Annotated in this window: 18 protein-coding genes; 3 read left to right on the forward strand and 15 right to left on the reverse strand. The window is 63.5% G+C overall.

What is annotated here, in order from left to right:
- Nucleotides 1–211: 211 nt before the first annotated feature.
- The 3 genes from VFZ66_27295 to VFZ66_27305 all read left to right on the forward strand — a co-directional run bounded on the left by VFZ66_27295 (nt 212) and on the right by VFZ66_27305 (nt 1,604).
- A complete protein-coding gene (locus tag VFZ66_27295; GenBank protein ID HEX6292919.1) occupies nt 212–361 on the forward strand; it encodes a hypothetical protein in 150 nt (49 codons plus the stop codon).
- Between the two features lie 43 nt (nt 362–404).
- Nucleotides 405–1,178: an IS3 family transposase gene (locus tag VFZ66_27300; protein ID HEX6292920.1), complete on the forward strand. Its 774-nt coding sequence runs from the start codon at nt 405–407 to the stop codon at nt 1,176–1,178.
- A 150-nt stretch (nt 1,179–1,328) separates the two neighbouring features.
- On the forward strand, nt 1,329–1,604 hold the full coding sequence (locus VFZ66_27305) for a hypothetical protein (protein HEX6292921.1): 276 nt from the start codon (nt 1,329–1,331) through the stop codon (nt 1,602–1,604).
- A 158-nt stretch (nt 1,605–1,762) separates the two neighbouring features.
- Here VFZ66_27305 and VFZ66_27310 read toward each other — a convergent pair whose 3' ends face one another.
- The 15 genes from VFZ66_27310 to VFZ66_27380 all read right to left on the reverse strand — a co-directional run bounded on the left by VFZ66_27310 (nt 1,763) and on the right by VFZ66_27380 (nt 17,091).
- On the reverse strand, nt 1,763–2,827 hold the full coding sequence (locus tag VFZ66_27310; protein HEX6292922.1) for a hypothetical protein: 1,065 nt from the start codon (nt 2,825–2,827) through the stop codon (nt 1,763–1,765).
- A 315-nt stretch (nt 2,828–3,142) separates the two neighbouring features.
- Nucleotides 3,143–4,111 carry a tRNA-guanine transglycosylase gene (locus VFZ66_27315; protein ID HEX6292923.1) on the reverse strand — a complete coding sequence of 323 codons (969 nt, stop codon included), beginning with the start codon at nt 4,109–4,111 and terminating at the stop codon, nt 3,143–3,145.
- Complete coding sequence (locus tag VFZ66_27320) at nt 4,108–6,573, reverse strand: DEAD/DEAH box helicase (protein ID HEX6292924.1); 2,466 nt, start codon at nt 6,571–6,573, stop codon at nt 4,108–4,110. Before VFZ66_27320 ends, VFZ66_27315 begins: the two co-directional genes overlap by 4 nt.
- A gap of 52 nt (nt 6,574–6,625) precedes the next feature.
- Nucleotides 6,626–7,585, reverse strand: coding sequence for an N-6 DNA methylase (locus VFZ66_27325; GenBank protein ID HEX6292925.1), 960 nt, complete (start codon nt 7,583–7,585; stop codon nt 6,626–6,628).
- A gap of 9 nt (nt 7,586–7,594) precedes the next feature.
- On the reverse strand, nt 7,595–7,870 hold the full coding sequence (locus tag VFZ66_27330; GenBank protein ID HEX6292926.1) for a hypothetical protein: 276 nt from the start codon (nt 7,868–7,870) through the stop codon (nt 7,595–7,597).
- A 73-nt stretch (nt 7,871–7,943) separates the two neighbouring features.
- A complete protein-coding gene (locus VFZ66_27335; GenBank protein ID HEX6292927.1) occupies nt 7,944–8,516 on the reverse strand; it encodes a hypothetical protein in 573 nt (190 codons plus the stop codon).
- A 19-nt stretch (nt 8,517–8,535) separates the two neighbouring features.
- Nucleotides 8,536–8,664: a hypothetical protein gene (locus VFZ66_27340; protein ID HEX6292928.1), complete on the reverse strand. Its 129-nt coding sequence runs from the start codon at nt 8,662–8,664 to the stop codon at nt 8,536–8,538.
- Nucleotides 8,665–8,796: 132 nt separating this feature from the next.
- The gene (locus VFZ66_27345) at nt 8,797–9,519 is read right to left on the reverse strand and encodes a hypothetical protein (GenBank protein HEX6292929.1); all 723 of its coding nucleotides are present in this window, start codon (nt 9,517–9,519) and stop codon (nt 8,797–8,799) included.
- Nucleotides 9,516–11,615, reverse strand: coding sequence for a C25 family cysteine peptidase (locus tag VFZ66_27350; GenBank protein ID HEX6292930.1), 2,100 nt, complete (start codon nt 11,613–11,615; stop codon nt 9,516–9,518). Before VFZ66_27350 ends, VFZ66_27345 begins: the two co-directional genes overlap by 4 nt.
- 14 nt (nt 11,616–11,629) lie before the next feature.
- Nucleotides 11,630–12,100: a hypothetical protein gene (locus tag VFZ66_27355; GenBank protein HEX6292931.1), complete on the reverse strand. Its 471-nt coding sequence runs from the start codon at nt 12,098–12,100 to the stop codon at nt 11,630–11,632.
- Nucleotides 12,097–12,654 carry a hypothetical protein gene (locus tag VFZ66_27360; protein HEX6292932.1) on the reverse strand — a complete coding sequence of 186 codons (558 nt, stop codon included), beginning with the start codon at nt 12,652–12,654 and terminating at the stop codon, nt 12,097–12,099. The genes VFZ66_27355 and VFZ66_27360 overlap by 4 nt, the downstream gene beginning before the upstream one ends.
- Nucleotides 12,651–14,972, reverse strand: coding sequence for a DnaA N-terminal domain-containing protein (locus VFZ66_27365; protein HEX6292933.1), 2,322 nt, complete (start codon nt 14,970–14,972; stop codon nt 12,651–12,653). Before VFZ66_27365 ends, VFZ66_27360 begins: the two co-directional genes overlap by 4 nt.
- Nucleotides 14,973–15,824: a hypothetical protein gene (locus VFZ66_27370; GenBank protein ID HEX6292934.1), complete on the reverse strand. Its 852-nt coding sequence runs from the start codon at nt 15,822–15,824 to the stop codon at nt 14,973–14,975. It lies immediately after the preceding gene.
- A gap of 89 nt (nt 15,825–15,913) precedes the next feature.
- Nucleotides 15,914–16,168, reverse strand: a complete 255-nt coding sequence (locus tag VFZ66_27375; GenBank protein ID HEX6292935.1) for a hypothetical protein — start codon at nt 16,166–16,168, stop codon at nt 15,914–15,916.
- A gap of 68 nt (nt 16,169–16,236) precedes the next feature.
- Nucleotides 16,237–17,091 (reverse strand): replication-relaxation family protein, encoded by an 855-nt coding sequence (locus VFZ66_27380; protein HEX6292936.1) that lies wholly within the window; start codon nt 17,089–17,091, stop codon nt 16,237–16,239.
- Nucleotides 17,092–17,241 lie beyond the last annotated feature (150 nt).

The raw sequence follows: 17,241 nt of genomic DNA on the forward strand, positions 1-17,241 counted from the left end.
CTACTTTCAGTTCTACAACACCCGGAGGCCCCACCAAAGCCTGGGGTATCGTACTCCAGCCGAAGTGCATGATGCATGATGCATGATGATGGGTTTACTTATTTTCGGCGATTCGTGGTCTTGACAAAGGGACCAACCATAGAAAACCCTCAGCCAGCTCGCCAGCGAGTTTGAGGTCCACCCGACCCAGATTACCCAATGGAAGAAACAGTTGCTCGACGGTGGCAGCCGCCTCTTTGGGCAGCAGCACCTGCGCGAGGAACGCGAGCAGACGGCGCGCGAGGCCGAACTCTTTGAGCAGATTGGGCGCCTCAAGATGGAACTGGAATGGCTGAAAAAAAAAGCTGATCGGTTCGGTTGAGGACAAACGGGCGCTGATTGAGCCGCAGCATCCCACGCTGAGTATTCGGCGGCAATGTGACTTGGTCGGCTTGAGCCGGGCATCCTATTATTATGAGGCCGTGCCGGAAGATCCCGTGAACCTGGAAGTGATGCGGCGCATCGATGCGCAGTACCTGGAAACACCCTTCTATGGCTGGCCGAAAATGACCGCAGCCCTGCGGCGGCAGGGCTATCAGGTCAATGGCAAACGGGTGCGCCGCTTGATGCGCCTGATGGGCTTGCAGGCCATTACGGTGCGGAAACGCCCAGCGACGAGTACCCCCGGGCATCGGATCTATCCATATCTGCTGCGCGGTGCCGCGATTGAGCGGCCAAATCAGGTGTGGTCTGCTGATATTACCTATGTGCCGATGCCGCGCGGCTTTGTGTATCTGGTGGCGATTATGGATTGGTTCAGCCGCTATGTCATCGCGTGGGCACTCTCGAATAGCATGGAAGGGAGTTTCTGTCGCACCGCGCTGCAGCAGGCGCTCAGCCGGGGAACGCCGAGGATCTTCAATACCGATCAGGGTAGCCAGTTCACAGCGCAGGGCTTTACCGCGCTGCTCGAACTGGCGGGGGTCCAGATCAGTATGGACGGACGAGGACGCGTGTTTGACAACATCTTTGTCGAGCGGCTCTGGCGGACCGTCAAATACGAGTACCTGTATGTATATGACCATGAGAGCGTGCCAGCCGTCGCGGCGGGCCTGGACGCCTACTTTCAGTTCTACAACACCCAGCGGCCACACCAAAGCCTGGGGTATCGCACGCCTGCTGAGGTGCATGATGCATGATGATGGGTTTATCTATTTTCGGCGATTCGTGGTCTAGACAAAGGGACCAAGCATACAGTCAACGTGAAGGCATGGAGGTGTTCCCGTCAATAAAACTGGACGCTCCTATACCAAACCAGTTGATATACGGGTCGCTCATGCAGTTGCTGCTTGGGAGCAAGTACGACCTTCGCAGCCCCTTTACTTGATCCTAAAACAAATGAATTGGTTCATTACTTGTTTGCATTTCTTGTGCTTCTTGAAGAGAAAAAACGACATTTGCTGCATATGAAGCAAGATATTCCGCTGACAGATTTGGAACTGGCAGCTGTTGAAGGAGATCTGGAGGCAACCGAAAAGCTCATTGAGCAGCTCACAGATGTACCGACACCAGCCGGCCCAACACCATGTGAACTGCAAGAAAACAGAGAGCATTTGGAGGACTAGCACGAAGAGCCCATGTCAAGGACGCCGTAGGCGCTTGCGAGCGGAGCAACGTCCTTGACATGGGCGATAGAGTTGGTACTCATGCTCTCCAGCGAAGCCAAAACAACTTAGGTTGTTTTGGCTTCTGACTCGCGGCGAGCGATCATGACTCCAAATCATCATACACCAACGATGAAGTATTCAGAAAGCTTTTGATACACTTTTTTCTTCTTTCTGATTAAAGATACAACGTATAGGCGGAAATCATGAGTCGCAGCAAGAGCTTTGTCAACTTCCGAGAAACTCGGAAAATATCCTTTATGAGCAATAACATTTCTTAGTAAATACACATCTTTGTACCATCGTCCCAGTTCTGTTGTAGGGTTATTTATGTCCCATTTACCTCCAAGTCTTAGGTGGAATTCTTTTTTTACCATTGTCATGAAAGGTATTTGTTCCCGCAATAATTCTGCTTCCACATCACTTTTACCTTCATGCAAAAGTATATTGATGTACAAAGTGTTGAGAAATTCTTCAATCGACATCTGAGCATAGAGAACTGCATCTTGATAAAATCCGTCTTTAAATTGCCTCCTAGCCTTCATAAGTAGTTCTTCATGTAAAATAAATGGATTAATTTTTTGGTTAATAATATGTACATAAACAACAACATCATTAAGTATATCCTCTGACAAAGTTTCTAATTTTTGTGGAAGGTTCTCGTTTAAATAAAAGAGTCCTTCTCGCATATTATGCCAATTACTTAGCGCTATACAACGAAAGAAGCATGTGAAATGGAGCATTTCCTTGGAAACTCTGTACGTATTTATATTCTTTGTCTTTATAAGATAAGCGATGATATAGAAATTCAGTTTCTCCATAAGAGTATCGAAGTATGCTGTTAGGTCCAAGTTTTCGCCGAAAATGTCAATTTCCTCAGAAGTGGTATAAATCATCTCAACTCTAGAGTTCTTTATATCTACTGTTGGTGCATCTTCCTGACCAGGTATGAGACTCTCTTCTCGAACGATTTCAAAGAACTTGTAAGTGCAAATTGCTTTTTTTTCTACATGAATTGAAAGCGTTGCTTCTTGAGGAAAGGGTAAATAGAAGGGTAATATTATGGAAAATTCAACAACGCTTTTTGGGTTAAATCCTAATATACCGGCTGCAGGTCTTATAAATTTATAGAAATTCCATTCTGTCAGCGAAAATACTTGATTGAATGTACTGTTCTCTTCCATGAAGATATTCACCTTACTCAGCCGTCGAAGCTAGAACTTTGGCTTGGCAACCCCGCTACTACCCCAGAACTTCTCACAAGAATTCAGCCTTATTTGTGCTTGATTGCGCCAATGATAGCTTAAGTCCTTGTTCAAGCAAAGGCTCTATAGCCTTAACATTGCCAGCAGAGCCGCCGCCGCCCGCGCAAACGGACGTCTGGGGGGACGTCCACGAAAACCCCTCGGGGAAATCCCCTGTACGTGCGGAGCCGAAACGACGGACCACGTCCCTGGCTGTCCACGAGGACGCGCGATCCGGTATCGTGCCGCGCGCGATCACGCCGCTGCCGCGTCTCGCGAGGAATCGTCAGATCCCCCGTCAGGATGGTGAGACGCCTCCGACTGCCGGATGCTCACAGTTTCAAAGGTGAGTCGGGCCGCAGCGAGTGGCAACGCGCGTCCCGTGGCTGCGGCAAGATTGCACAGCGCGAGGTGCAGGCGATCCGTCGGTGTGGGATCAGCGATCACGGCCCGCGGCTGTCCCCAGAGCCGTCCTTCCGCCGCGAGTTGAGCGTATGCGCTGGAGTCCACCGAGTCAACGCCGGCCTGGAAGAGGGTTTCCACCAGATCAGGGTTTCCGAGACCAAAGACGTGCACAGGAAGGCGACCGATCTCTTCGCGCACGGCCGCAATGATCGAGCGGATGAGGTCCACATTGCGCACGCGCGGCACGAGGCCGCCGATCGCCACGCCGTCGAAACCCTTCCCCACGTATTCCCTGACACAGCTCCGCGCGCTCTCTGCATCCCACGCCTGGACCACCGCGTACAGAGGAAGGTCGCGGCGCCGGCGATTGTGCAAGGCCCAAAGGGCGTTTGCCATCGTCAGCTGCTGGCGCCGACGGGCCTCGTCATCAGGGACGCCAGGTGGAATAGGCAGATCCAGCGTAAAGGCGACCTCTGCGACGCGCTCCTGCAGCTCCAACACATCAAATGGACGGACCGTTTCCTGCTCAGTGCCATCACGCGCGATCACAATGGTTCCCAGCCCCTGCTCCTCACGCACCTGCGATCCCGCAAGTAGCGCCGCGAAGCCGCCGGAGTCGACCAGTACCGGGATGGCGGGCGGCTCTGTCATCTGCTTGGCATAGTGATAACTGACCATCACCGCTGGCGCGAGACGCGGCAGATAGGGACGAATCAACCGGTCGAGCGGGTACGTGTTCCCGAACGTTGTGACCGGAATATAGGCGGGGAATCGGATGATTCCCCGCCGGGTTTGCAGCACGCGTGGACCAGTAGTCAACGTGGTATCCTCCTCGTGACGTTTCCTGATCGATCAAACCACAGATCAAAGAGATTCAGGAGGTTCTGATCAACCACCTCTTCCATGCGGCGAGACCATGATTCAATCTCCGAATCACCGCGGGCGAGCAGCACGGCCAGGGAATGCTTGCACCGGTGCCCTCGCTCTGCATCCGGACACGCGCACCGTGGTGCTCCGGCGACCATCCGCACTTGCCGGGGTTCACTTCCACCCCGCACCTCGTACAGTTCCTCTCCTCGATCGCTCACGGTGAGGTCCAGCGCACGCCGCAGCCGATACGGGTCAAGATCTGCTGGCCAGCCTGAAGGTTTGAGGATCGCCATGCCTCCCCGCTCCTCGTACCGGAGTGCTGAACGCGAACGAACGAGGCCACTCGCAGCTTCGACAAGACGCTTGGCGCGAGCAGGGCTGATGCCAGGGACATTCGCTACCTCGGCAGGATCAGCGATCGCGACGTCCTCCAGATGGGCCAACCCTGCCGCACGAAGGCGACTGGCCAGCGCTGGTCCAACGCCAGGAATGAGGGTTAATGTGGCCGCCGCCTCGTCCATGCCAGCGGTCATCATCCGCGTGAGCGCCCGCACACGCTCGACCAGGGGCACATACGCCTCGTCGAGCTCCATCAGCGCCTGGAGCTGAGTCGATGGCGGCTCCACAACAGCTTCCATCGCCGGGATCAGTCGGCTCAGGGACTCATGAAGTCGATCGACCTCAAAGGCATAGCAGCCGTGGATCTCCGCGACCGCCGCGGCATTCCCGGTCCGGGTCCAATCCCGCGCGACCAGGGCAGTTTTGCATGCGAAGAGCAGCCGCCGTCCCCCCACGCCAAGCAGTTCCTGCAGCTCAGGCCGCGTTCGTCTGAGGAGCGTTGATGATTCGCGACGCAGGCGTTCAGTAAGATCGTCCAACTCCTCGAAATCGACGCGGATGACCGGTTCACAGTCATCGCTGGTCGCTGCAACGACCAGCAGGTCAAAGAAGGTCAGATCGTCATTTGTGCCCAGGACACGCCGGAAGTGAAGCATCGTGGACGGCGCGAGCATGGAGCGCACTGCCGCACGCCCGATCTTCGTTGGGAGCAGCCGCTGGGAGGGGTGCTTCGGATCTTCGCCCTGCATGATCACCATGCCCGCCGCGACCATGGTGTCGAGCACGCGACGCACATCGGGAAGAATCCGCTGTTTGGCGGCCAGCGAGAGACGGAGAACAGCTTCAAGGTGCGAGGTCGTCCGAGCAAGACCGCTCGTCACCTCAATCAAGACCTGCTCGGCAACGGCTCGTTCATCGATGAGTCCAGAACGCACCGGCTCAAACCGACCGCGCTCGTAGTGCTGCACCTCGCGATCCCAGGTCGGGGCAATCAATACCGCCTCGCCGAGGGTGTCGAAGCCTGGCCGTCCAGCTCGGCCCACGCGCTGCCAAACGGTGTTTGTCCGCAGCGGAACATAGTCACTCCCGTCAAACTGCTGAACATCGTACAGCACCACCTGGCGCACCGGCAGATTGAGCCCCATCTCCAGGGTGCCGGTGGCGACAACGACATCCACGTCGCCTGCTCGGAGCCGACCCTCGACGGCGCGACGCGCCGTCTGGTCCAGACCAGCATGATGGTGCGCCGCTCGCAGTCCAGCATTGCACAGTTCTCTCGCGAGCTGCTCACTCCGCCGCCGACTCTGCACGAACACCAGGCTGCGACCGCCAGCCTTCAGTGTTGAAGTAACGAGATCCGTGAGGAGTTGAGGTTTCTGATCAGCGCGCTTGAAGCGGACGATCTTCCAGTGGAGCGGGATGGGACGCCAGTCCGAAACATACTCGATGCCGTCTAACCACGCAGCGAGCTCTTGCCGATTGCCGAGCGTCGCTGAGAGGCCGATGATGCGCGCAAAGGGGTTGAGCCGGCGAAGCCGGGAGATCGCTCCCTCTAACCGCGCTCCCCGGCCGACGTCGCCCAGTAAATGAAGTTCGTCGACGATGACCAGATCGACTTCTGGGAGCCAGGCCCAATGCTCACGCCAGAAGCGGGTACAGGCGTCGAGCCGCTCGGGTGTCATCACGAGCAGCCGTGCTTTCTCGAACGGGACGGGATACGGTCTTCCCGGGATACCATAGTCCCCCGTAAAGACGCCCACCGCTGTATTCCCGAAACGCTCCCCCCAGCGATGCGCTAGCTCGGTGGCCAGCGCACGGAGCGGCGTAAGGTAGATTGCTCGAAGCCCTGCGCTCAACGTCTGCGCGATCGCGTGCTCGGCCAGCCACGTCTTGCCGCTTCCCGTCGGCATCTGCAGCACGCAATTAAAGCCAGACGTGAGTAAACCACAGTCAAGGACGTCCCGCTGGGGCGGTGTGAGCCAGGTGTGAGCGTCAGGACCTGACCAAAGATCTGTATTTGATGGAATTGAAGAATCTTGGAGCATGCCAGCTTCCTGGTTCAAAACGGACATGGCTGCTCAAGCTGAATATCAATCCGCCGGAGCAGCCTGCTTACAAGGCGGCCTATGATCGGTGTACGTCCCAGGGCACCGCAATCGAACCACCGGTCGCAGCCTCAACGTCACCTTGCAGGTCGGCGATCGCTTCAACCACGGATGCCCCAGCATCGGTCATGATCGATCGCAGCGCGGAGACACGGGCAGCACGTTTCAGGGTCTGTTCCGCGTGCAGCAACACCAGCGCGGCCTGCAACCCGTCGAGGCCAAAGAGCTTAACGTTTAGGCGAGCCATTCGGGTGCAGAGGGAATCAGCGTCAATGCCAACATACGACACCAGGCCCAATGCATTCGCCCACGCCGGATACTGCGTCGACGCAGCAAGGAGCATGCGGCCGCTGCCACACGCCGGGTCGATGACCGTTATCCGCTCGATATGCGGGGCTGCGTGCGGGAGGACGCGAGCGATGCGCCAGGCCAATGCCTGATCACCGGCGAGGTGCGATCCGTCCGCGTGTGCCGCCTGCGCGTCCGGTGATTTCGCGATGGCCGCGGCGATCCGCGCCTCGACCGCGGCCGCGCCGTCGAGGATCGCCATCTGCGCCATCGCCAGGCACACGTTCCACGGCGTGAAGAACTGTCCGCGCTGATCATCCCCCAGGCACGCGTGCATAGAGACCGCGCCGATGTCGTCAGACACCTGATTGGCTGCTCCCGCCAGTAATGCCCCGCACGCCTGGCTCAACAACGAACACGCGTCCGGATGCTGGTACCGAGGCGCCAGCGTCGCCCAGACAGCATCGGCCGTTGCCGGGGAAGGCAGGGGTGCTGGAGCACCCGACATGAGGTTGCGCCACGGTGCGTGCAGATCGTCAAGCACCGCCTCCACCAGGTCGAGCCAGTCGGTGAAGACCTGCCCGAGGCTGGGACCGCAGCGGGCGGAACAGCGGTCCAGGAGGTCGAGGATGTCGGTGGCGCTCGGTGAGCGCAGCGCACGAGCGCGGCGTGGTGTTCTGCGTTTTCCCACGATCTACCCTCACATTGCCGGAGAGCACGTGGGATCTGCTCCATCCGTGCTCAGAGCGGTGCCGTCGATCGAATCATCATCGACCCCCAGATACTCCCAAACCTCATCGCCGGCGGTGGCCACCACCAGTGCGATGGCAGCCTCTGGGGTCGGCGCGTGGATCTGGCGCCGTTGTCGGACGGTGGCGGTCGCCGTAATCTCGACCTGGAAGACTCGGTCAGCCGACACGGTGTCTTCCTGGGGCCTGGTCGTCGCAGTGCTGCCGGTGTTCTGCATGGATGTCATACGCCTACCTTCATCGTTGACTGATCGTGCGGAGCTGGACGATGCTCTCCGCCGCGAAGGCTTCCCGTTCAGGCTAGAACTGATAGGCAACGCGCCACAGGTACGGCGCACATGGTTCTGTCAACACGACGCGTGGTCGTTGGCCAAGGTTCGACCGCACCCAGGTAGCAACAGCTGCCGGTGGGGAATGGGCCTGGCCGTGCCAGATCAGGCCACCGATCGGCAGATCCGCTTCGGGGTAGCAGCCGACGACCAGGTCCTGCGCGGAGCGCCCGATCAGGTACATGCGCGACTCGCCCGTTGCCGCTGCCTGAACCCACCCGGGAACCATCCCAAACGGATAGCTGGACACCGCCGGCAGCGGAAAGCCGTCCGCCGGCGCGCCAATCGAGATCGGCGGCGCGGACAGATAGACGAACTGTTGAAGCGCCTGGAGGATCTGGGCCGCGCGGGCGACATCCTGGCGCTCGCCCGCGACGGCGAGATGCTCCACCGTGATGCCCCCAGCGCCGTGCACGTTCCAGGTGGAAGGATCGGGGATGATATGGCAGAGGCGCAGCTGCTGCACCGCCGCCGCGCGCTGCGCCGCATCAAAGGCGATCGCGTGCTGTATCCAGAGTCGGTGTGTTGGCGTCGACGACGGCATACCGATGTTCCTCGTGCCGCTAGGCGGCCGCTTGCTGATCCGATCGGGCGGGCTGCGGTGCCGGAAAAGGCATGATCGTCGGCTCCGGTTCGACGCCGATGCCATGCTGGCGCAGCACCGCCTCGGCGCGCAGGATCGTTCGGCGCATCGCGTGGCAGAACAGAACCCACCACACGCCGCGCCGTTTAGCTGAGGTACCCTCTGGGTCTGGCACCCCACGGCGGTGAGGCGGGTTTCTTGCTGGCTGCAGCCAGAACACCGTCAGCCTGCGTTCTGGAGCCTACCCCACCTCCCGCTCCGGTACCACCGCCAGCGCGTCCAGAATCGTCTGGAGCAGCACCGACGCGCGCCCCCGATACAGCCGAGACGGCAGGCGCAGCGCCGTCCGCAGCTCGGCCAGCTTGCGGTAGAAGCTGCGCTCGGGCAGCACGCCCAGCTTGGCAGCCCGGTCGATCGTCGGGGCCTGGGCCAACGCGACCAGCAGGGAGAGGAGGCGCGGATCGACCAGGGGCCGTGGCGGCGCGGGAATCCCGACATACGCAGGCAGCACCTGGGGGTGCCGCGCGCGACCCACCACCCCAGGATGACGCAGCCAGAGCGCCAGATCGGTCGCCGCCACGTCGTCCGATACCACGGCATACACGGCGGAACAGCTCGGCGCGAGCCGGTGGAGCCGCCGGTCGGTCGGCAGCGTGAGCAGCAGGGTTGGCACGGTGGGATGGTGTGTGACCAACTCGTCCAGCACCCGGGCTTGCATGACAGCACTCATACCCCGGGTATCCAGGAGCAGCGGCCCGCGCACGGGCGGCAGCACGCGCGTCCCTGGCGGTGGCGGCACGTCCTCGCGATCGCTCTGGAGCAGCAGGACATGACCGGCAATGCCCGCCGCATGGAGGCGGGGGATCAGCGCGCGCCGGCGCGCCACGGTCGAGAGCAGCGACACGGACACGCTGGGTCGGTGCTCCCGCACCGGCACCTGATCATGCGTGTACAGCGCCATCATCGCCCCACCAGCGGCACCCAGGCCCGCACGGTCGGCACGAATGGCAGCGTCACGAGCGGATCGCCGAGGATGCCGAAGCTGTAGGCCAGGTCGGTGTCCTCCCCGCTCGCCAGCACCGCCCGCAGCCCGGCGAGATGTGCAGATCCTAGCGTCCGCTCACCGCTTGGGGCAAAGAGCGTCGGCAGCAGCCCGTCCAAGAACCGCGCGTGCCCAGTATTGACGCCTTGCCCCGTCGCCGACAGGCTTGCGACCACGCCGCCGCCCCCATGCAGCACCAGGCGCTCGTCGGTGGTCATCAACGTCGGATTCGCCCAGTCGCCGCTCAGGCAGGTCAGGCTGAGCAGGATCGGCAGCCGCTCCCCGTTCGTTCGCGCATCGGCGTCGTAGAGATACCAGAGGTAGGGGGTTGGTGCGTTTGGCGTCGTCTCGGCCCACTGCCAGGGCGAGCCATGCCCAACGTAGATCCACAGCGCCGCGCCCGGCTCGGTGCTGGATGGGAGCAGCGGGCAGGCCCGATCATGCGGCGATCCACCATCCAGCGCGCGGAACAGGCGGCAGCGGAGTTCGGCAACATCGCGGTAATACCCCTGCCCGGTCGGACGATCCGGCGCGTAAGAGAACTGCTGGGTGTGCATCCCCAGTGGCAACAGCGCCGCCGCCCGCTCGGCGGTTGCCACAAAGCTGCCCGCCGGATCGACGCGCCCATCTGCCTCGCGGTCGTTGTCGGTCACGAGCAGCGCCTGCGTGCGCCAGGAACCAGCAGGCGGGGCTGTGAGCAAGCGCGCTGTTTTGCGCACGATTGTCTGCGCATCGGCGAGCGTCCGCGCTGGGAGGCGTCCGATCGGAAGATCGGGCAGCGGGTCGTCGAGCGGATCGCTCGTGTCTATGCGCGTGTAGCAGGTGTCACAGGCGATCTCGCCCCGACTGGGATCGGCGTCCACGAAGTAGGGCGGGATGAAGGTGGGATCAGGTGTGCCTGGCTCCACGCGCATGCGGGCGTTTCCGGCTCCCACGAGCAGCACGGCACGCGGGGCGGGCTGCCACTGGGCGACAGCGGTGCGAATCAGGCTGCGGATTGCCTCCGGGTCGCGCTCGCCCCAGGACCAGGCGTCATACGCCGTTTGCACATCGACCACGCCCACGGCCTCGCCGCGCTGCCGATGGGCGGCAATCAGCGGATCGAGCGCCGGGCGGAGCGTGTGATGGGTGATGATGAGGTACGTCGCGCTGGACTGGTTCGGCGCTGGTCCCTGGCGCGGATCAAACACTGGCCCGCGCTCGACGAGTGGCGTGCGGGGTGTCGCGGGATAGGCCGGGCGTATATCGGGCAGCGCCACCCAGTCCAGCAGCACCCGATCCCCGTGACTGTCTGCAATCGTTACGTCAAGCTGAAGCACGCCCGGCAGCACGGTAAACGGAAGACGCACGCTGCCCAGGTACGCCTCTCTCCCGCTCCAGGTGATCGGATCGAGCATGTGACCATTGGCGGTGAGCGCCAGTGTATGCGTTTGGACGGTGGTGCCGACGACAGCAAGCTGGAGTCGCGTGCCTGCTGGCGCGGAGACGGGCAATGCGAGGCGGATGCTGGCGTGATCCCGCTCCGGCACGTTGACCAGTTCCCTCCCATACCAGCGGTCGCCGTGCAGCGACGGCCAGCGCGTCTGGTACAGGGCATCGTCTTCCCAGCGCAGCGGATCGCCTGGCGCGAACTGGGGGGTGCCGCGCAGGCCCGGCGTCGCCTCCACCGAGAGCCAGTATACCGACTCGCGGCTAAAGCGGCTTCCATTCAGCCGTCCGATGAACTGCAGCGTGTCCTGGGGATCGAGCCGACCATCATGACCATCGGTTACGTCAAGTGGTTGTGGCTGGCCCTGATGCCACAGGTGGACGTGTCGAGGATCGATCGCCGCGAGATCCCAGCCCGCTGCTGTCAACGCGTCGGCAGCGATCTGTTGCAGCCCGGCTTCGGTCACACGCACGCGGAGCGCGTCCGGGCGGGAGACGAGCGGGTTGGTCAGGAGAAGCACGGTCGCACGGCTCTGGGCCGGAACGAGCAGGGGTGCGAACACCAGGATCAGGATGAAGCAGCAACGCATCTTGGTCGTCTCCCCTAGCCCTGCGCCCGCTGGTCGAGCAGCCTGGCCCGGTCCGCCGCTCGGAGCGCCAGCTCCTGGGCCTGCTCACTTACGCGTTCGGCGGTCTCGGCCACCATCCGCATCGTCGCCGCATCGGTCAGCACCGATACGGGTAACGCCCCGCCGGGACACCGGGTCAGCAGCGTGTCCCAGGCCGTCGTCAGCTCGCGGAGGGTGCTCGCCAGGTGCGACGCATTCGTGTCCAACGCGACCACAGGCTCAAGCGCGGCGTCGAGAGCGGTTAGTGCCGCGCCCGGCTGTTTGGCCCGGAGGAGTTCGGCGAGCTGGCTCAAAAACGGCAGGATCTGCTCGCCCTGCTCAAGCGCGGCTTCCAGCAGCGGCAGATCGGGCAAGTCGCGGTCAGCCAGGCCCTGGTGGAGCGCGGCACGTTCAATCGCGGTCAAGAGCGGCAGCGCCACCGGCGGCGCGGGATCGGCTTGAGTCATCGCAGATACCTCCAAAAGATTTCATGAGACGGGATAACCGGCGTTGGTCTCGCCAGCACGCGCAGAATCTGCAGCGTGGCGCGGGCATCGGCGAGCGCGTGCGGCGTGGGGTGAATCGGGATCTGCTGTTCGCGACAGGCGGTCGCAAAGGAACAGGGCCGGGAGCGCCGTTTGGCGCGGCAGTACAGTTCGCCGACCCCACGCCACTCGGCGTACATGAGGGTTACGCCCAGACGGCGGGCCGTGTGCCGGAGCAGGCTACGGTCGGATGCCACGTGGTAGCTGGCCACGAACCGATTGGTCAGCAGCGCGGCGAGCCGGGGCCAGACCACCTCGATCGGTGGCAGGTCGGACCAGAGCGGGGTCGGGCCGAGCGGACGGATGTGCGTATGCAGCAGCACGCGGCCGTGCCGGTCGAGCAGCGCGACCGCGCCGAGCGCGGCCTGATCGCGGTGTCCAATCACCTCGGTGGCGAGGACCACGAGGCGATCGTCGTCGAGCAGGGAACGGACGATGGCGGAGGGCGCAGACGAGCAGGCAAGGGTCGCGCTCATGCGTAGCTCCGATAGACGGCCTGGCTCGGCTCCAGCACCACCTGGACCTGCACCACCTGCCGGGTCTGCTGCTGTAAGGCGTGGGCAATGAGTGGCACATACGCGGCGGTCACCTGATCGCGGGCGAAGATGTTGGGCGTGGCCACGATCGCCTCGCCCGGCGTCAACTCGACCAGCGCGGTCTGCTCCAGCCAGGTCGCATAATCCTGCGTCGGGACATGCTCCAACAACTGTCGCTGCACGCCGCTCCACACCTCCTGCCAGGCCCGCTGCTCGGCGGAGATCGGCGGTGGCGGCGGTGGTGCTGCCACGGGCGGGGCAGGCCGGGCTGCCGGTCGGCGTGGCGGCAGCTGCGGATGGTCCTGGGGCAAGTGCCCGGAGCCGATGCCCCAGGTCAGCCAGGCGGCGCGGTTCTTGAGGTCCTCAGCCCGCGCGTCGGCCTCGGCGATCCAGGCACGCAGATAGTCCTCGGTCATGGCGGGGGTCAGCAGACTGGTGCTGACGCCTGCCGCTCGGAGCAGCGTGTGGCGCGGATCGTCGGCGGCACGGGCGGGCACGTCGCGCAAGGGCAGCGGCGGCTGGAACCGACGGTGGCGCAGCGCCCCGTGCTGCAGCGCCCGGCGGAGCGCGGCAGGCGAGACCCGGGGCGGTGGCGTCTCCGTCCAGCGTTCGACGACCCGCCAGCAGGCGTCCTCCTGCGCCGTGAACAACTCCTGGAGCGCGTGGTAGTCCGCCGGTCGCACATCCCGCAGGTGGTCAGCGCGTCCGATCTGGCGATAGACGTGCAGAAACGCAAACCAATCTCGGCCCTCGGTCAGCTGGGGCAGGTGCGCCGGGAGCAGGGTCAGTGCCTGCTCGACGCACGCCTGGAAGGTGTCGCTGGTGATCGCGTCGCTGAACGTGCGCGGTCGATCCGGCAGCGACACGACCGCCCGCAAGGCTGCCAGGATGATGCCGATCGGGATCTGCCACCGTTTGAACTGCCGCTCGGCGGCTTTTTTCTCGCCCGGCGTGTGGGGATAGCGGGTGTCGCTCCCGGTCAGGATGCGGTTGACGGCCTGCCAGAAGGCGGCGTCCTGCCGCGTGCTGGCCAGCTCGGCGGCGTCCAGGTATCGCTCGACGTCGAGCCCCATGTCGCCGACGGTTTCGGAGATCGTGTCGCTGGGTGAATCGTGAGTCGCTGTGGGGATCGTGTCGTTGGTAGACTCCTGAGTCGCTTTAAGATTCTCCGTTAACGAACGATCCGCCAGCGACAACGACGCGATCGGCGGCGACACCGGAACGGACGGCTCCTGGAGCGGCTGTCGGCGGTGTGTCGCTCGCGGTGCGGGATCGCCAGCGACATCACCATGATCCGCCAGCGACATCGGTTCAAGAGTCGCTGGCGGATCGGAATCACCAGCGACACACGGATAGTCCGGCAGCGACCGCGCGGACGGTGGCAATCCATAATCGTGATCACCAGCGACATACGCCTGCGCTGCCGCATCCTGGGTGGTCGCATCATCCTCGCCCGGCACGACCGTCTCCTCGGCAGGCGCATCCGGCGTCGGCATTGGGGCATCGGCTGGCGCAAGCGGCATGGCGTCCCCGCCGAACCAGCCTGCGCCGCCGCTGTCCATCCCACTCCCTGTCGTCGGATCGCTCCCGCCACCGCCGTCGTCGCGCTGCTGGGCCGTCACGAGATACGCGCTGAGCTCTGCCTGCGCTTGGTCGCGTCGTGCTCGTACCCGCGCCGCCTGCGCGATCCAGGCCCGCGCTTGGCGACGGTAGGTCAAGAGCGCCGTCGCGCCGTGGAGTTCGGAGAAGAGCCGCACCCAGCGCGCATCCCGGATCAGGTGGGGCAGCAGGTCCGGCCACACCCCATCCTCGTAGAAGAGCGCCGCAGGATCAGCCGCCTGGAGCAGCCCAGCCTGCCGGAGTGCTTGCACCGCCGCCAGCGCCAGCGGGTGCTCAGCCTGGGTCGGATCGAGCGCGGGCAGTAGCGCGGTGAACACCCGATCCAGCACGGTCCAGTCGAGGGGCGGCGGCTCGGCGGGGACCACCCCACGGGCGTCGTCCGGGCCCGCAGGCGGCACCCACGGCGGGCGCAGGAGCAATCCGGTCACGGTCAGCAGGTAGAGCGGTCCGGCGATCTGCCACGGCTCGTGGAGCCCAAGCCGGGCTTGCAGCATGGCCGGGTTCGGCGCGGCGGGTGGCAGGAGCAACGGACGCTTCGCCCGCTGGTGCACTGCTTCCGCGGCGAGATACTGAACGAGCAGCACGCCGGTCGGGCTGACGAGCGGCGTCCAGTCGAGGCAGAGTGGCGTAGTGGGCATTTAGGTCTCCTCCCAGGCTCCACGAGACTGCGCGAGGCGAAATTCCTGGGCGATCCGCTCCGGCAGACGATTGATCACGGCATACACCCGGCTGTCTTCATACAGCTGCTGATCGACAAAGAAGCGCACGATCTCCTTCCGCTCCCAGCCGTCCAGAAAGAACTGGAGGACGTCGGCCTCCAGCGGGAAACGTTCGTCCCAGGCGTCCACCAGCGATTGGAGTCGGCGGCGCGCGGCTTTCGCTCCCCCAAGTGTCCGCAGGATGCGCTTCATCTCCGCGCTGGTGGCCCGCGCGCGCAGGGCGTCGGTGAGCGGGTAGCGCGTGAGCCAGCCGAGCAGCAGCCGCGCCTCGGTCGCGGTCCAGAGCGGGATCTGCGCGACGCGGACGGCGGGGAGGACGCGCGCGGCGGCCTGCTGGTAGGCACGGGTCGCTGGGTCACTCGGCGGGAGCGAAGCCGGGCAGCGGGCCAGCTGATCCAGGAGCGCCGTCACGCGGGTGCGGAGCGGGCGGTGGAGGATCACATGACACCCGGCGAGATACGCTTCGGCGTCGAGATCGGGGGCCGGGGGCGTGACCAGGCCGATCAGCCAGGCCGGATGGAGCGTGCCTGCGTGCATCTGCTGCGCGAGGACGGCGGCGAGCTGCGGCGCGGCCAGCTCGGGGAAGCCCGGCTCGTGGGCGTGGAGATCGAGCAGGATCAGCGCGGGGGCCGGGGTGGTTTTTCGGTCGAGCAGGCGCTGCGCGAGCGTGTAGCCGTCGAGCAACGTCTGGGCGTGGTGGACGGGCGCGTTCGCCAGCGGCCAGCGGTGCGCGCCGATAGTGATGCGTTTCGGACGGGCGAATCTGGGCATGCGAGGCGCTCCGGTGGGGGGGTTCTCGGCATGGGGGGCGCGGCTGGACTGAGGGGTGATAGGGTCACAGCCGGGGTGGTGCGGGAGGATCATGAATCACCTCCGGTCTCTGGCGGCGTGGCCCGCTGCGCCCGCCACTGCTGGAGGCGCTCGCGACCGGCGGCCGTGAGCTGGAGATCGGCGGGCCAGCCCGGCAGGGTGGGGGTGATCGTGAGCAGGCCCTGACGCTCCAGCCCATGCAGGGCATGGTGGGCGAGCGAGGGTGCCGTCATCCCCAGTGCACGAGCAATCATCCGCTGCGATGGCGACGTGGGGTGGGTTGGGTGGACAGGGCTGGGATGCATGGCGGCGATGGGGTATCCTTTCGGTGGCAGCTCTGTACGGGTGCGTGGGTCGGCGTGAAGTTTCGATGTTATGTCAATGCTCTCGTGCGCTCAGGCTGAAAAGACCACGGTTCGCCAGTGAGGTCGCGCCAGGGCGCGTGAAGTACACCCCGCCCCACGTCATCACGCGAACAGCAAACGGTTGGATGAGCTGTGACGTGTTCGGACAGCAGGCGTGTCACCTCGGCGCAGCGTTCGGGTGTCGCCAGTATCAGCAGCGGAATGCTATCCTGCCCGTCCTGCGCTCCATGCCTGATCCAGCGTTCAAACACCTGGTGCTGGCCTTGGCGCTCAACATAGAGCAGGTACCTGGTGGTCTCTGTCTCATCGGGTGCAGCGGATAGCCAAGGCAGCCAATCGGCGGCTTGTGTCGCACCTGGCTCCCAAACAATCGACAGCACGGCATCTGGCTGCGGTGGCTGATCAACGGGCAATGGCGTGGGATAGAGCAGTGATGCGCTGAGATTGGCGCTGGCGCAGACAGGTCGCTGGCGGGTTTCGAGAATGAACTGCACCACCAGTGTCCGCACGTCGATTCGCACGCGCCACTCCTCGGTCTCGCGGGGTGTGCTGGGCCGGTTGAGATCCGGCGGGTGGCGCTGGGGTGCCGAGGGCCGTTCTTGGCGAAGCTGGGCGAGTCCTTTGGTGGTGATTGCCCAGACGTGGCACCGTTCGCCGTGGCGCAGTCGCCAGTGGCTATGGGTGATCAGCCCGGCTTCCATCAGCGCCATCAGCGCAAGGCGCACGGTGGAGGCAAATGCTTCGGGAAAGCACAAGGCGTGGAGCTGCGCGAGGGTCGCGCAGCCGAGCTGGGCCAGCGTCGCGAGGACGCGGGGGGTAGCAGAGTCGTGTTGGGGTGAGCATATAGGGTGGTTTCCGACCATGCCGGTTCTCCAAAAACATCGTTATCGCTGGAGAACTGTATCGTGCCGGGTTGTCGGTGTCGTCATGCTTGGTCATACTGCGAGGTCATGATTAAGTCATGCAGGAGGTCATGGTTGAGTCATAATGGGGTCCTAGATGCGTTGGCATCT

This window comes from Herpetosiphonaceae bacterium (genome assembly GCA_036374795.1).
Taxonomy (GTDB): Bacteria; Chloroflexota; Chloroflexia; order Chloroflexales; family Kallotenuaceae; genus LB3-1.

What these genes read in the sequence shown, in the direction of transcription:
- VFZ66_27310 (HEX6292922.1), bottom strand. Translation starts at nt 2,827, where the DNA reads ATGGAAGAGAACAGTACATTCAATCAAGTATTTTCGCTGACAGAATGG.
- VFZ66_27320 (HEX6292924.1), bottom strand. Translation starts at nt 6,573, where the DNA reads ATGTCCGTTTTGAACCAGGAAGCTGGCATGCTCCAAGATTCTTCAATT.
- VFZ66_27330 (HEX6292926.1), bottom strand. Translation starts at nt 7,870, where the DNA reads ATGACATCCATGCAGAACACCGGCAGCACTGCGACGACCAGGCCCCAG.
- VFZ66_27335 (HEX6292927.1), bottom strand. Translation starts at nt 8,516, where the DNA reads ATGCCGTCGTCGACGCCAACACACCGACTCTGGATACAGCACGCGATC.
- VFZ66_27340 (HEX6292928.1), bottom strand. Translation starts at nt 8,664, where the DNA reads ATGCGCCGAACGATCCTGCGCGCCGAGGCGGTGCTGCGCCAGCATGGC.
- VFZ66_27345 (HEX6292929.1), bottom strand. Translation starts at nt 9,519, where the DNA reads ATGATGGCGCTGTACACGCATGATCAGGTGCCGGTGCGGGAGCACCGA.
- VFZ66_27350 (HEX6292930.1), bottom strand. Translation starts at nt 11,615, where the DNA reads ATGCGTTGCTGCTTCATCCTGATCCTGGTGTTCGCACCCCTGCTCGTT.
- VFZ66_27355 (HEX6292931.1), bottom strand. Translation starts at nt 12,100, where the DNA reads ATGACTCAAGCCGATCCCGCGCCGCCGGTGGCGCTGCCGCTCTTGACC.
- VFZ66_27360 (HEX6292932.1), bottom strand. Translation starts at nt 12,654, where the DNA reads ATGAGCGCGACCCTTGCCTGCTCGTCTGCGCCCTCCGCCATCGTCCGT.
- VFZ66_27365 (HEX6292933.1), bottom strand. Translation starts at nt 14,972, where the DNA reads ATGCCCACTACGCCACTCTGCCTCGACTGGACGCCGCTCGTCAGCCCG.
- VFZ66_27370 (HEX6292934.1), bottom strand. Translation starts at nt 15,824, where the DNA reads ATGCCCAGATTCGCCCGTCCGAAACGCATCACTATCGGCGCGCACCGC.
- VFZ66_27375 (HEX6292935.1), bottom strand. Translation starts at nt 16,168, where the DNA reads ATGCATCCCAGCCCTGTCCACCCAACCCACCCCACGTCGCCATCGCAG.
- VFZ66_27380 (HEX6292936.1), bottom strand. Translation starts at nt 17,091, where the DNA reads ATGGTCGGAAACCACCCTATATGCTCACCCCAACACGACTCTGCTACC.